Raw genomic sequence first — 15,752 nt, 5'->3', positions numbered from 1 at the left:
CCGTGGTTCCAGCTCGCTCGGGTTTTTATCGCCCCGGCCCAAGCCAACGGCTTAAGTTTATAGATAAGAAAATAAAAAGTGGGAGCAAGAGACTTAAATTTATATAGATATTTTGATAAACCTATTGCAGATTTAAAATCTCAAGGACGAGAATCGGCAATGGGCTTTACGCCTTTACGTTTGACTGGTGCAGAAATTTTGCGCAAAGATGGAAACGACCAAAGGGAAGCTAATTATTTGAACTTTTATAGTTTTAGATTATTTAAAAAATCTCTTTATGACTTTTTTGAAATTACAGATAATGAAGTCATATTTAGCAGACAATGGGAAGCTGAATTAGAAAAATCATTTTTAATTGAAGCAGAGAAATTAAAAAATCATCAAATTTATATTTTGTCGCTGACCACCCAAAAGCCAGATGATTTAAAAAATCCTTTAATTAGTGAATATTGTAAAATTGAAAACACTCCATCTAATTATGAGGAAATTCTAAAACGGACACTACATTACAATCTTTATTCTGATATTGAATCTTATGATGGGACAGACATTACATCGATGTATATAGAGCAAAGGGAGAATGCTATGTTTACCGAGGTAAGATTTTTCTCTAGGGTGGCTTATAAGGGCGATAAGTATCTTATACCTATTCTTAAAAAATTTTTTTATGACGATAAAAATATTGGCAGAGCAAAACAGATATCTATAAATTTAATATATTTTTTAAAGATTCTGTCATTTGTTTGCAAGGATAGAAAATTTGCATCAGAGCAGGAATATCGTGTAGTGACCATCGTTAATAAAAATAAAAGAATAGAACTTATGAATAGGCTAAAAAAAAATCTCAATTTGTTTGATTATTATTTTAAAATTCACAAAAATATATTTAAGAATGATCATCAAATGACAAGGCAAGGGCTAGAGCAAGCCACTGCTAAATTAGAAAAAGCAAACAAGCTTTTTCTTGACAAAATGATAGCGCAAGATTTTTCAAATGATCAAATGAGGAGAGAAAAAGAGCATTATAATTTAACAAGCAATAAGATAGATGTATGCGCTATAAGGAAAGGGCTGAAGCAATGTATTTTGGAACATGAATATGACAATTATTTTTACATACCAGTTCGTGAAGCGCGACAAATACTAGGGCTTAATATAGATATTTCTACTGCTTCCTAGGCTTCGCCAATTGGCTGTTGTAACGGCCATAGGCAAAATAAATAACCAAGCCAAGCAATAACCACATGGCAAACCGCCACCACGTCAGGGCGGGCAGGGCGAGCATCAAGGCGAAGGACGCCACCGCCCCCAGCACCGAACCGGCAATCCCCAGCGGGTTTTTAAACGGCCGTGGTAATGTCGGGTGGGTCAACCGCAATAACACAACGCTTAAACAAACCAGCAGGAACGCCGCCAGCGTGCCGATGTTGATGAGCTCCGACAATTCGGTTAAGGGAAAAAACCCAGCAATCAGCGCGGCGATGATACCAACGCCGGTGATGATGATGCGCGGCACCTTGGCCTTGGGGTTGACCGCGCTTAAACCCACCGGTAATAAACCATCGCGCGCAATGGCATAGATAAGCCGTGTCGCGCCATAGAACATCACCAAAATAACACTGGTGATGCCGGCCAGCGCACCAATCGAAATAACCGACGCCGCCCAGGGCAGGCCGATTTTTTGCAAAGCATAGGCAACCGGCGCGGCGACACCTAATTCTTTATATGGCACCAGGCTGGTTAAAAGGGCGGTAACAATAATATAGGCGACGGTGCAAACGGCCAAGGAACATAAAATACCAATCGGCATATTGCGTTGCGGGTTTTTGGTTTCGTTGGCCGCGGTCGACACGGCGTCAAACCCGATGTAAGAAAAAAACACAATCGCCGCCCCCGGGATAATCCCAACCGGCAGGCCCTGTGCGTCATGGCCAAACCAGCCATAGGGCATGAATGGATGCCAATTGGCGGCGTCAATATGGAACAGGGCAATCACAATAAAAAGAACAATAACCAGCAATTTGATAAAAACAATCCCGCCGTTTAACCGCGCGCTGTGCTTAACCCCGCTGTTCAATAGCATCATAATGGCCAGCACGATAAGCACCGCTGGCAGGTTGATAAACCCGCCCTCGCGCCAAGATTTCGCCAAATAGTCCGGCAGGGTGAAACCAAGGTTTTGTAATATATTTTGCACATAACCTGACCAGCCGATAGAAACCGTCGGCACCGCCAGCACATATTCCAACAGCAAATCCCAGCCGATGATCCAGGCGACTAACTCGCCGATGGTGGCATAGGCGTAGCTGTAGGCACTGCCCGACCCGCCAATGGCCGAGGCTAGCTCGGCATAGGCCAGGGCGGCCAGGGCGCAAATCGCGCCCGCCAGGATGAAGGATATAATAAGGGCGGGGCCAGCCTGGTTGGCGGCGGCAATGCCGGTTAGGACAAAAATACCGGTGCCGATGATGCCGCCAATCCCCAGCAGGGTCAGGTCAAACCCGCCCAACACGCGTTTTAAATTATTGCCCTTTTCGGCCGCGCCAATTTTCTTGGTACGGCTAAGGCTTTTAACAAAAGAAGATTTCGGCGAAGATTTTACCATGGTTTGTCCCAACCTTTACCTTATAACCTTGTTCGTTTTGGCAAGCAAGCTGTTGTAACGGCCGTAGGCAAAATAAATAACCAAGCCGACCGCCAGCCAAATCAAAAACCTTGTCCACGTAAGACCCGGCAGGCCGAGCATCAAGCCGAAGGACGCGACCGCGCCGAGCAACGCGCCGATAGAACCCAATGGGTTTTTGAACGGGCGATGTAAATTCGGCTGGGTGCGGCGCAAGATGGCGACATTGATACCGACCAAGGTGAAGGCCGCCAGCGTGCCAATGTTGACTAGCTCGGCCAGTTCGTGAAGCGGGAAAAAACCGGCGACAAGCGCGCTGGCGATACCGATGGTGGTGATGATGCGACGTGGTACCTTGGCCTTGGGGTGGACCTTAGCAAACCCGACCGGCAACAACCCATCACGCGACATGGCATAGACCAAGCGGGTGGCACCGTAATACATGACCAACACGACGCTGGTGATGCCGGCTATCGCGCCGAGCGAAATAATTGCCGCGCCCCAGGGCAAACCAATTTTTTGTAAGGCGAAGGCGACCGGCGCCGCGACCCCCAATTCTTTGTAGGAGACAATCCCCGTCAACAAGCCCGACACCGCGATATAAAGTATGGTGCAGACGATTAAGGAGACGATAATGCCAATCGGCAAATTACGTTGTGGTTTTTTGGTTTCGTTGGCCGCGGTGGAAACGGCGTCAAACCCAATGTAAGAGAAGAAAACAATCGCCGCCCCGGGGATAATTCCGACCGGCAGGCCCTTGGCGTCGTGGCCAAACCAGCCATAGGGCATGAATGGATGCCAATTGGCGGGGTTGATGTAAAACACGGCGATGGCAATGAATATCAAAATCGCGGCTAGCTTGATAAAAACAATCGCGCGGTTGGTGCGTGCGCTGTGGCTGACGCCGGCGTTTAATATAAACATCATGACCAGGATAACCGCCGCCGCCGGCAGGTTAACCAACCCGCCATCGCGCAATGATTTTCCCAAAGCATCCGGTATGGCAAAGCCGATATTTTGCATGATGTTTTGGAAATAACCCGACCAGCCAATCGCCACGGTCGGCACAATAATGACATATTCCAACACCAAATCCCAACCGATAATCCAGGCAATTAGTTCGCCCATGCTGGCGTAGGAATAGCTGTAGGCACTGCCCGAACCGCCGATGGTCGAGGCCAATTCGGCGTAGGATAGAGAGGCGAGGCCGGCCACCACCCCCGCCAACACAAATGATAAAACCAATGCAGGGCCGGCTTGGTTAGCGGCGGCGATGCCGGTTAAAACAAATATACCGGTGCCGATGATACCACCGATGCCGAGTAACGTTAAGTCAAACGCGCCGAGCGCACGATTTAATTCGGTGCCTTTTTCTTCGACGCCAATTTTTTTGGTTCGGCCCAAAAGGCCTTTTAACATGTTGCAACAATTTGTTATCATAATTTTCCTCCTTTAGAAAAAGTTCCCTAACCCACCCACCACAATTTTTTAATTTTAGGATGAATTAATAGCGAGCGCAAACGCAATCAGCCGACAACCACTTATTTTGGTCAAACCTGTCTGCCAGAGCTAATTTTTTTTAGATGATGGCGTGTGCGTCACAACTAAAAAGCTACAAAAAATATTATTTTTTCGCTAACTTGCATTGTGCGAAATTTTTATAACAATGTTGTTGAGATATTGGCGGCGCAGAGCATGACGTTGCTGGCGCCGCTGTTCATGGCTTTTGGCATTATTGTTTATTATCAATTGCCGTTTGAACCATGGTTGCCGGCCATGGTGGTGGGGTTGGTTATGTGGGGCATCATGGCCATGATGTTGCGGCGCAAAAATATCTTTGTCTTGGTGGTGGCGGGCTGGTGGCTGTTGTTCGGCCTTGCCCTATCGGGGTGGCATGGTTATTTTCAAAAACAATATGATATTGCGCCCGACTTACGCGCTGATATTTTTTCCATCAAGTTTTTGCGTGGCCAAGTGTCGTCGTTGGAAAGCAGTAACAGCGACCACCGGGTGGTGATATTCAAGGTAACCGAGGTTGATGACGCGCCCACCAAGCCGTTTTTGGTGCGCCTGACCGACCCGCGAAAACTATTGGGGGAGGATTCTTTCCAAGGCAATGTTCTGCCGCTGGCTTGCGACATGACGATTAAGGCACAGCTTTTTCCCTTGCCGCTTAAATCGTCGCTTAATAGTTACGATTTGGGGCGCGATTGGTATTTTCATGGTTACCGCGCCGGCGGGCAATTGTTGGCGACACCATTGGTTGATGGCCTGTGCGATGTGGCGAACAGCACATCACTTGGCCAAAAAATAAAAAATGATATTATTAAAAACTACCCGCCCGATGCCGGCGGCATGGTGTTGGCGATGATAACCGGCGATAGGTCGGGGATAAGCTCTGCCCTGATGGAGCAATATCGGCAAAGCGGGCTGATACATTTGATTTCGATTTCGGGGGTGCATATGGGGTTGATTGCCGGCATGGCGTTTTTGTTGTTGCGGTGGGGGTTGTTGTTGGTGCGGCCAAATGGCGATGGTTATTTGTTTAAAAAAATTGCCGCCGCCGGCGCGATGGGCATCACAATTTTTTATTTTCTGTTGGCGGATTACAGCTCGGCCTCGCTCCGCGCCGCCCTCACCACCGTGGTGGCCTTTGTTGGGGTAATGTTGGGGCGACGCGCGATATCGCTTGAGAACCTGGCGATATCGATGTTGTTGGTGCTGTGCTATCGGTCGTGCGATTTGTTTAACCCGGGGTTTCAATTATCATTTTCGGCGATGTTGGTGTTGGTTGGCATTTATGAAAAATTTTGGCAACCGATGCTGGTCGAGATTGAGGCCGGCATTTTTTTTCGCCAAAAACCCATCAGCAACGACATGGTAATTTTTGTCGGCCAAGCGGCGACAACCAAAAAACCGCCACCGACATTATTTAAAAAACTTCAGGTATTTATATTCGCCCTGTTGGTCAGCGGCACGATGATAAGCATCGCCGCCCTGCCGATTAGTTTGTTTCATTTTCATCAATCGAGCTTGTTTGGCATTGTCGCCAACATGGCGGCGATTCCGCTGATGGATAGTTTGGCGATGCCGTTGCTGTTTATCAAGGTTCTGCTGTTGCCGATTACCAGCCACCTTGGCGCATTTTACCCGCTTGATTTTTTGATAACCAAAATTTTTCAATCGTTGAATTGGATGGCGGAGAACCTGCATGGTTCGGCAACCTACCTTATCCGTGGTGGGCAATTTGGTCGCGGCGCGTTGTTTTTTTACGGCCTGGCGTTTTATTTATTTGTCGTCGGTGGCGCGGGGTTAAAAAAGATTTCTTACATCGCCCTTTCATTATTTTTATTATTGGCGGTGGCGGCGCCGCAACCATGGTTGGTGGTGGCGGGGTTGGAACCCGGCGGTCGCCCCAAATGGCTCGCCCGAGTCGATAGCAACGATAGGACAGGCACAGATTGGGTCAGCCCGTTTGGTAATTCGTTTGTCCGGCGTTTATGGATGCAGGAATATGGCATCGACAATTTGGAAAAATCACCGCCGCCGCCCAGCGTTTGTTCGCGCGATATGTGCCAGATGGTCTGGCCATATCATGGTGGGCAAAAATTTACGGCGACGATATTGGGCGGCAACCAAGCCGCAGGCAAGGATGGCGATGAGATTATGAACAGCCCGCTTGTGAAAAGCCTGTGCGCGGCGAGCGACATTATTATCGGCCAGGATGATACGCCCAAGATGCGGGCGGTAAAAAAAACCTGTCCGGAGAAAATCGTTACCAAGAATGCCAGCGACGATACCGCGACGCTGGTGATTAGCCCGCTATATGGGTTTTCGCTGGCGCGTGCCCTGGCGCTGCAATCGCCGATTATTTTCCCGCTTATCGACCGCATAACATTGCGGCCACGGCCATGGGTTATGGCGGCCATGCGGCCGGGCGCCGCGCCAACCCCAGATAATCAACCAAGCGACCAACTGGACAAGCAGGATAAGCAGGATAAGAACGACAACGACCCCGCGCCATAATCGTTGTAGACAAAAATCAACCCTCGGCCATTTAACCAAGCCCTGCCAAGCCTTAATTGGCAGGCGATGATTTATGTGCTAAGCACGGGGAACCATGGTGGTGGAGATATTGCATGTATAAATTGATGAGAAAATTTTTGTTATTATCATTGATTGGGCTGGGGGGTTTAATGGCGGCCTGCGCCAGCGTGCCAGACGCCGGTGACGGGTTTTATAGCCACGGGCTGGAAACCATGAACAACAACGACCCCGAAACGGGTTTGGAATATAAGGATGTGGTGTTGCTGTTCGATGAAGCCATCCGCCTGAAGCCCAATGATTACAGGGCGTTGGTGCGGCGCGGCGATGTTGCCATGCAATATCGGCAATTTAATGATGCCGCGGTTTATTATGGCCGGGCGATAGCGGTGAAACCAAAAAATTACGATATTTATAACAAACGGGGCGAGGCCTATTTCCGCTTGGCGAAATACCAACCGGCGATGGTTGATTTTCAACGCGCCCTGACGTTGAACCCGGGTGATGCCACCGCGCCGTTAAATTTATGTTATTTGTTTGTCGCGGCGCGGCAATTTAAAAATGCTGGCCGTTATTGCGACCGCGTGTTGGCCATCGAACCCGGCAACCCCTATGCCGCTCAGTTAAAATCGATGATGGCTAAGGGGCGCGGGCAATAGGCGCGCAATAGTTTTTTTTAAGCTTTGTCATTCCCCATGCCACCGCCGCCCGGGGTGTGGATGGTGAAAATATCCCCGGCCTGCAATATGCGGGTGTCGGTCGCGGTCATTTTATCGATAGTACCATCGGCGCGCGTGACGTGGTTTTCGCCAACCCGACCATCGGGCCCACCGCCCAGGCCAAACGGCGGCACGACGCGGTGGTTCGCCAAGATATTCAACGTCATGCTTTCCAAAAACAATAGGCGTTTTGTAAAACCATTGCCGCCGGTGTGAATGTCACGCGGGTGCTCTTCGCCTCGGCTGTCGTCGCCAGCCACCTTTCGCCCGCCGCCACTGCCACGGCGGATGGCATATTCCAAAATTCTTATCGGGAATCTTGCCTCCATAATTTCGGGGTCGGTCATGCGTGAATTGGTCATATGGCTATGCACCGCGTCGGCGCCATGGAATTTTTTGCCGTTTAATTTTTGCCCGGCACCAGTGCCACCGGCGATGGTTTCGTAATATTGATATTGGTCATTGCCAAAGGTCAAATTATTCATCGTCCCTTGGCAGGCGGCCATTACCCCCATCGCACCATAGAGGCAATCGGCTATCACCTGGCTGGTTTCGACGTTACCGGCCACCACCGCCGATGGATATTGCGGGCGGAGCATGCAATTGTCTGGCAGGATGATGCGAATCGGCGCGAGGCAACCTTCGTTCATCGGGATATTTTTATCGACCAGCGTGCGAAACACATAAAGCAAAACCGATTTGACAATCGCAAAGGGCGCGTTAAAATTATTTTCTTGCGGCGGCGATGTGCCGGTGAAATCGACCGTGGCGATTTGCTTGGTGTGGTCGATGGTCAGGGACAAGCTTATCACCGCGCCGTTGTCCATGCGGTATGAAAAATGCCCGTCGCGCAATTGGCCGATGGCTTTTTTAACCTCGGCCTCGGCCTGGGATTTCATAAAATTCATGTAGGCAACAGTGGTCGCACGGCCATGCTCGGCGCAGGTTTTTATCAATTCGGCGATGCCGGTGTTGTTGGCGGCCAATTGCGCATGGATGTCAGAAAAATTTTGCCCAAGGTTGCGCACCGGATAGGGATGATTGGTCAGCAACGCCGTCAAGGCCTCGCCCTGCAATGTGCCATTTTTTACCAGGTGAAAATAATCGATAAGGATACCCTCCTCGCTAATATGTTTGGAATGGGCCGACATTGACCCGGGGCTGATACCGCCGATGTCGGTGTGGTGGCCGCGCGACGCGACAAAAAATGTCAATGCGCCGTCGACAAACACCGGGCTGATAACCGTTAAATCCGGCAGGTGCGTGCCGCCGTGATAGGGGCTGTTGGTCAGGAAACTATCGTCCTTATTAAATATAATATTTTTTTCTTGGGTGTGATGGATAAGATGCCGCACGCTGTCGGCCATGCTACCCAAATGCACCGGAATATGCGGCGCGTTGGCGATAAGGTCGCCGCTGGCGTCAAATATCGCGCAGGAAAAATCCAAGCGTTCCTTGATATTGACCGAGAAGGCGGTGTTGCGCAAGGTCTCGCCCATCTGCTCGGCCATTGCCATGAATCGATTGTTGAAAACCTCGAGCAATATCGGGTCGGGGGTTTTCAGGTTTTTTTCTCCGCCGTTATCGCGCGCCACGTGATTTGTTTTTTTATCGGCGGTTTCTTGGGTCAGCAGGAGGCTGTGGTTTTTTAATAAGGTTACCGCCCAACCTTCGGCGATAAAATTGGTGCTGATGGATTCGGTGATGATGGCCGGGCCGATGATTTTTTTGCCGGCCATTATTGCGTGCCGCGCGATAATGGGAATATCTTGCCATTTGCCGGCGACAAACACCCGCGCGTTTTTTTGGGGGGCGTCGTCATGCTTTGCTTCATCATCGATATGGTTATCATCAACATCTAACCCCAGGGCGGGGTTATGGCCGCGCAATGTCACGGTGACAATATCGACCATTAATTTTTCCGCCGTTACATCTTGGGTGAAGCCGAATTTTTGTTGATGCAGGTTTTGAAATTGCGCAAAAATTTTCTGCACCGCCGTATCGTTCGACAACATATTTGGCGTGAAGGCAAGGGGCAGGGCGACATCTGACCCATGGTAACGGCAATGCAAATGGTAGTGATGTTCGCGCGGCGTGATATGTTGCGCCGCCAATTCGGCGGTGGCCTCGGCCAGTAATTTGTTGGTGGCTGTTAATAGCGATGGCAAATTTTCCGCCCGCAACGCCACCCCCAATGTTTGTTCGCGCGCCGCCATGACGCCGGCCATGCCGATGCCCAGGGCCGACAACACCCCCGCCAAGGGATGCAATAAGATATTGCGCAACCCCAATTGTTCGGCGATGGCGCAAACATGTTGGCCGCCGTTGCCGCCAAAACCAATCAACAGATGGTCTTTGATATCGTGGCCCATGGCGATGGAAATTTTTTTTATGCCGGCCGCCATTTTTTGGTCGGCGATATGCAAAAACCCGGCGGCGATATCTTCGGGTGGTTTTTTCATTTGCGTGGCGAGGGTCGAAAATTGTTGCGCGACCACCGCGGTATCCAGCGGTTGCCGATGGTCGTGGCCAAAAATCGACGGGAACGATTCTGGCCGCAACCGGCCAAGCATGACATGGCAATCGGTAATGGTCAGCGGCCCGCCGCGCCCGTAACATGCCGGCCCGGGGTTCGACCCCGCGCTTTCCGGCCCAACGGTCATCACCGTGCCGTCGAATTTGCAAATACTGCCGCCGCCCGCGGCCAGGGTTTCAACCTTTAACATTGGCACCCGCACCCGCACGCCGGCGATGACCGTATCGAAAGTTTTTTCATAATCGTCGCCATCATCACCCGTGCCGGCAAAATGGGCGGTGTCGGTCGATGTGCCACCCATGTCGAACGACAACATTTTTTTGAAACCGGCCGCCGCCGCCATCTTGACCGCGGCAATCACGCCGCCGGCCGGGCCCGATAACAACGAATTTTCGCCGTGAAAAAATTCCGGCGTCGTCAAGCCGCCACCCGATTGCATGAACAATAATTCGATGCCGGGTTCTAATTCGGCGGTGACCCGTGCCATGTAGCGATGCAAAATTGGCGACAGGTAAGCCGAAATAACCGTGGTGTCGCCGCGCGGCGCGATTTTAATTAATGGGCTGACAATGTGGCTGAGGGCGATTTGCGTAAACCCAATGTCGCGCGCAATATCGGCCAATTGTTGTTCGTGTGTGGGGTTGATAACGGCGTGCATGAACACCACGGCGATGCCGCGAATGCCGGCGTCATAAATTTTTTGCAATTGTTGGCGTGCGTCGTTTTTATCCAATGGCGTGATGATATTGCCGGCGACATCGATACGCTCGGTTATCGGCGCGGTCATGCTGTATAATTGTTCGGGTTTGATAATTTCCAACGCAAAAATATCGGGGCGTTGTTGGCCGGCGATGCGTAAAATATCGGTGAAGCCGGTGGTGGTGACCAGGGCGGTTGCCTGCCCCTTTCGTTCCAACAGCGCGTTGGTCGCGACCGTCGTGCCCATTTTAATCGCCGCCACCATGGTGGACGGAATTTTTTTATCGGCGGGCAGGCCAAGCATATCACGAATGCCGAAAATGGCCGCGTCGCGATATTGCGCCGGGTTGTCGGACAGAAATTTTTTTACGATAATTTTGCCGTCGGGTCGCTTGGCAATGATATCGGTGAAGGTGCCGCCGCGGTCAATAAAAAATTGCCATTTGGCTTGGGGAGGAGGGGGCAGGCTTACCATATCGATTTCGACAATATATTACGAAGCAAAGATATTTCTTAGATTTTCCTTAATTTGATTAAAATAAAATAATCCTAATTTTGCCTCCGCGCTGTTTAAATCGATGAAAGGTTCTGCTTTGTCGCCGCTATAAACGGGACACAATCTTGCGAAGCTAACTGTAATGGGCATATCACAGAGAGCCCAGCTATCTTTTTTTGCCAACGCGCCACAGATTGTTCCCTTTGGTATATGCACGGTTTTAAGCGAATCAATGGTTGGCGTTACCGATGTTAATGGTACAACAATCGCCGATCGCATACGGCCATGGATAAATAAAACTATCACTGGCCGATTTTTATAAATTTCGGGTTCAACAGATGATTTAAATCTTTTATTATTTGATAAGACTTTTCGATTGGTAACATGCGACACTGAATCAAAATCACACATTAAAATATGCCGCTCCTTAAAAAAGCGCAAACCGTGATTATCGCGGGTCATTTTATTATTTACGAAAGGGTTAGGATATTGTTTAAAATTTTAAGCCCCCGCCAGCAAGGGCGGGGGCCATAACCCACTAAAGGGAACTAACACCAACATAATTGGTGCATCGCCAATATAGCAGGTTTTGGCGTGCAAAACAAGCAACGAAGCTTCGCTATAATAATACCAAAAATAATAGATAATATAATTTTCTTGCTATTGGGCGCGGTTCGGCTTAGGGTGGAGAAGGTAAGGCTGGGCTGTGCGACCAACAAAGTCTTAGATTTATCAATCCCGTGGGCTATGTTGTTCTTCGAACGGGAGCCGTCGCTGGCTGAGAATCGGTGGTGTGGTCGGTTGGGTGATAGCAATATTATTCAACCTGTAAAGGTTCCATACCCATGGTGTTCTCTTTCACATGGCACCCACCTGTTTATCAGGCGCCACGGAGGATCGACTTAAATAAGACAACGGCAGTTTGGCCTTACCATAGAAAAAAATTGTTGGTGATGAATAATATCGATGATGACAAAAAAAACCTGCGCCGCCGCATGATGGCGTTGCGCAAGGACATGGCCGCCGGCCACGCCAACCCGCCGGCAAATATCGCAACATTATTGGCCGGCCAATTTTCAAATAGTTTTTGGCGCGGAAAAAAGATTTCATTTTATTTGCCGATTGGTAGCGAGCTAAGCCCCAATTCGTTATTGACGATGTTACAAAATCTTGGCGCGACCATTTGCTTGCCGGCGGTGGTGGCACCGGCCACGCCATTGGTGTTTCGCGCCTATAACCCGGGGGATAAATTGCAACCCGAACCATTTAGCACCATGGCCCCCATGGCGGATAAACCCGAAATAACCCCCGATATTATGTTCGTGCCATTGTTGGCGTTTGACGAAAAAAAATTTCGCCTGGGTTACGGCGGTGGGTTTTACGACCGAACGATCGCGAAATTATTATCGGCGGTGTCTGCGGCGGCACCCCTTATCACCATTGGCCTGGCGTGGGACGGGCAAAAAATCGACAATGTGCCGGTTGGCGAATTTGACAAACCATTGGATTGCATCTTGACCGAGCGCAAATTTTACTCTTAAAGGAAGCATGAAGATTTTATTTCTGGGCGATGTCGTGGGGAAGGCCGGTCGCGTCGCCGTCGCCACGCATTTGCCAAAAATTATCAAACAACATGGGCCCGATTTGGTGGTGGTCAATGGCGAAAACGCCACCCACGGGTTTGGCATTGGGCCGGATGTGGCGGAGGAGCTATTCCGCCTGCGCGTCGACGTCATCACCACCGGCAACCACGCGTTTGACCGGGCGGAGGTATTGGATTATTTCCCATTGCAATCGCGGCTTATTCGGCCGATAAATTTCCCGGCGCAGGTGCCGGGCGCGGGCGTGGCCAGTGGGGACACCGCCGGCGGCAAAAAATTTTTGGTGGTTAATGTCATGGGGCAATTGTTCATGGGCGGGTATGACGACCCGTTTGCGGCGTTGGATAAAATAATCGGCACGGGCAACCCACGGGCGCAGGGGTATGATATAATTATGGTTGATGTTCACGCCGAGGCCAGTTCAGAAAAACAAGCCATCGGCCATTATCTTGACGGGCGGGTGTCGATGGTGGTGGGCACCCACACCCATGTGCCGACGGCAGACGAACGGGTGTTGGAACATGGCACGGCATACCAAACCGACGCCGGTATGTGCGGTTGTTACGATTCGGTTATCGGCATGGAAAAGGGCAAGGTGCTGAAACGTTTTTTAAAACAATACCCCCTGCCGCGTTTGGAACCGGCATCGGGCGAGGCGCAGGTGCGCGGCCTCCTCGCCACGCTCGACGCGGCAACCGGCCTGGCCACGGCGGTGGAACGCATCGCCGTCGGGTAAATAGCTAAAGCGCACGCTTTACAAACAGCGGTAGAGTGATTATTATCGGGGGATGAATAGCGCAAAAATTAAACCTGATATAGTAATAAAATCGCTGGACGATTATATTCAATGGGTGAGGAAAGAGACCGCCAATATGGGCAAGCCAGTCTATCGCGGTATTAGCTGGGGTAAAGACAATATTGAAGGATTTAAAAATCAACCGGCCTGCTTCAGGCGGACAGACCTTTATGATGGGCTAGATGCATCTAATTGGATAGGTTTTCAAAGAGAATTATTAAATATATTTAATAACAAAGGCCATAACAAAGCCCGTAATAAAGAGCGATTGAGCGAATTAGAGCTATTGGCTAAGATACAACATATTGAAAACAGAACCGCGTTACTGGATTATAGTTTTAATAGCTTGATAGCCCTTGGGTTTGCAGTGTCGGGTGATAAAGAAAATGGCTTAGTCTTAATAAATGAGATTGCTCATCACAAAGAAGTGGATAATATAAAATTAAAAAAACCTATAAAATATTTTTTTTCCAAAAATAGACAAGATACCCCCCAATTATGGTATTGGGAATTACCTCGGGTGGATAACCCCCGCATGTTAGCACAGCAGGCTTTATTTATTTTTGGTATTGATGAAATTCCTTATGACAGAATATGCCTGATAAAAAATCCAAGAATTATCAAACTTCAATTGCAAAAAATATTTGATGTTCACGAGACCTCTATTTATCCTGATTTTAGCGGGCTGGCAAAATATCTTAAAATTGGTAAAGAGGCTGGATTCAAATCCACTGATGGTGGGAATGTTAGCGGTAGCGGCGGTAGCGGTGGGGCTACTACGACTGACCTAGCCCAATCTACCGTAACATCCGCAAACCCAGGGTCAGTGGATGAGTATAATAATCATGGCATCGCAAAGGCCAAGCTGGGCAAGTATAACGAGGCAATAAAAGATTTTGATAAGGCTATAGAATTAAATCCGCAACATGCTGAAGCCTATTATAATCGCGGTAATGCAAAAATCGATTTAGGGCAATACGATTCAGCCATAAAAGATTATAATGAAGCTATTAAATTAAACCCGCAACATGCTGATGCCTATAATAATCGAGGCAATGCAAAAAATGGATTAGGCCAGCATGAAGAGGCGATGGCAGATTATGATAAAGCCATAGAATTAAAACCGCAATTTGCTGAGGCCTATAATAACCGTGGTGCTGCAAAATATAATTTAGGAAAACACAATTCAGCGATAAAAGATTACGATAAAGCCATAGAATTAAATCCACAAAATGCTGAGGCTTATAATAATCGTGGCGCTGTAAAAGGTCAAGTAGGTCAATTTGTTGAGGCAATTAAAGATTTTGATAAGGCGATGGAATTAAACCCGAAATATGCTGCAGCCTATAATAATCGTGGCGCTGTAAAAGGTCAAGTAGGTCAATTTGTTGAGGCAATTAAAGATTTTGATAAAGCGATAGAATTAAATCCGCAATTTGCTGACGCCTATTATAATCGCGGTATTACAAAATCTTCCTTAGCCGATGAAGAAGAGGCCAAGGGCAATAAAAAACGCGCCGATGAATTGCGGGGGCAGGCCGCCGCCGACCAAAAAAAATACGAGGAATTAACCGCCAGCAAAAAACCCGCTTAACCCCACCGTGCGCTAGTCGTTATTTTCAAAACCTCGCTTCTCATCCCTCTACCCGTCATCCTCGAAAATTTTTGCAAATTATTATTTGCAAAAATTTATCGGGGAACCATTTCCGAGGCGTCGCAAGTCAAACGAAACGAAAGGGCAATAGAATAAGAATCTTAACCTATCCAAACAAAATTTTGACACCAACACCCTTTCGCAGTTTTCCATAATGATGCCTCGGAAACAATTTGGTTGCCCTACCGCTTCGCTACTTGAGGGCAGTCCCCGACCATCGCTTCGCGATTTCGGGAATGACGGGTAGGGGGGGCTTTGAAGCCATTTTTTCATCATATTATTGTTATTGACTATAGAAGACGAATATGCTATAAAGAGCGGGCTAAGTGGCGCAAAGTCATTTAGCAATAAATCATGAGAAAGGGACAATATCGTGAAAAATAAAAAAATAACTATTACCATCGCCTCAGCGATGCTAATGACCACCGCCTTAAATAGTGCGGTTTTTAACAATTACGCAAACGCGCAAGATATAAAAATCAACAGCGATAATGCCGACGGCAAATTAATGCTGAAGGCCGATGTCGGTTATGTTTACAGCTTTGGCGGCGATTGGAACAAATCAAACGCAGAATCCCCCAGCA

At 48.9% G+C, this 15,752-nt stretch carries 11 protein-coding genes; 7 read left to right on the top strand and 4 right to left on the bottom strand.

All coding sequences use genetic code 11. The annotated features are described in order from the left end of the window. Positions 1-78: 78 nt before the first annotated feature. A complete protein-coding gene (locus tag QM529_06190) occupies positions 79-1,179 on the top strand; it encodes a hypothetical protein (protein MDI9314244.1) in 1,101 nt (366 codons plus the stop codon). Here QM529_06190 and QM529_06185 read toward each other — a convergent pair. Further along, complete coding sequence (locus QM529_06185; protein MDI9314243.1) at positions 1,166-2,605, bottom strand: amino acid permease; 1,440 nt, start codon at positions 2,603-2,605, stop codon at positions 1,166-1,168. The genes QM529_06190 and QM529_06185 overlap by 14 nt on opposite strands. 15 nt (positions 2,606-2,620) lie before the next feature. Continuing rightward, entirely contained in the window at positions 2,621-4,042 is a 1,422-nt protein-coding gene (locus tag QM529_06180) for an amino acid permease (GenBank protein MDI9314242.1), read from the bottom strand. 228 nt (positions 4,043-4,270) lie between these two features. On the opposite strand from QM529_06180, the gene QM529_06175 reads away from it, so the two are divergent. Next, positions 4,271-6,649: a ComEC/Rec2 family competence protein gene (locus QM529_06175; GenBank protein ID MDI9314241.1), complete on the top strand. Its 2,379-nt coding sequence runs from the start codon at positions 4,271-4,273 to the stop codon at positions 6,647-6,649. A 125-nt stretch (positions 6,650-6,774) separates the two neighbouring features. Then, the gene (locus QM529_06170; protein MDI9314240.1) at positions 6,775-7,326 is read left to right on the top strand and encodes a tetratricopeptide repeat protein; all 552 of its coding nucleotides are present in this window, start codon (positions 6,775-6,777) and stop codon (positions 7,324-7,326) included. Positions 7,327-7,343: 17 nt separating this feature from the next. Here QM529_06170 and QM529_06165 read toward each other — a convergent pair whose 3' ends face one another. Together QM529_06165 and QM529_06160 are read right to left on the bottom strand one after the other, a co-directional pair. Continuing rightward, on the bottom strand, positions 7,344-11,096 hold the full coding sequence (locus tag QM529_06165; GenBank protein ID MDI9314239.1) for a hydantoinase B/oxoprolinase family protein: 3,753 nt from the start codon (positions 11,094-11,096) through the stop codon (positions 7,344-7,346). Positions 11,097-11,114: 18 nt separating this feature from the next. Next, a complete protein-coding gene (locus QM529_06160; protein ID MDI9314238.1) occupies positions 11,115-11,579 on the bottom strand; it encodes a type II toxin-antitoxin system PemK/MazF family toxin in 465 nt (154 codons plus the stop codon). 491 nt (positions 11,580-12,070) lie between these two features. Here QM529_06160 and QM529_06155 point away from each other — a divergent pair, with 491 nt between their 5' ends. The 4 genes from QM529_06155 to QM529_06140 form a co-directional block, all read left to right on the top strand. Next, the gene (locus QM529_06155; GenBank protein ID MDI9314237.1) at positions 12,071-12,658 is read left to right on the top strand and encodes a 5-formyltetrahydrofolate cyclo-ligase; all 588 of its coding nucleotides are present in this window, start codon (positions 12,071-12,073) and stop codon (positions 12,656-12,658) included. Between the two features lie 7 nt (positions 12,659-12,665). Continuing rightward, positions 12,666-13,454 carry a TIGR00282 family metallophosphoesterase gene (locus QM529_06150; protein ID MDI9314236.1) on the top strand — a complete coding sequence of 263 codons (789 nt, stop codon included), beginning with the start codon at positions 12,666-12,668 and terminating at the stop codon, positions 13,452-13,454. 52 nt (positions 13,455-13,506) lie between these two features. After that, positions 13,507-15,108 (top strand): tetratricopeptide repeat protein, encoded by a 1,602-nt coding sequence (locus tag QM529_06145; protein MDI9314235.1) that lies wholly within the window; start codon positions 13,507-13,509, stop codon positions 15,106-15,108. 433 nt (positions 15,109-15,541) lie between these two features. Further along, the coding region (locus QM529_06140) for a hypothetical protein (protein ID MDI9314234.1) at positions 15,542-15,752 on the top strand (211 nt) is incomplete at its 3' end.

It is taken from the genome of Hydrotalea sp. (assembly GCA_030054115.1).
In the GTDB taxonomy this organism is placed as follows: domain Bacteria; phylum Pseudomonadota; class Alphaproteobacteria; order JASGCL01; family JASGCL01; genus JASGCL01.
This window is presented reverse-complemented; position numbering and strand designations above follow the sequence as displayed.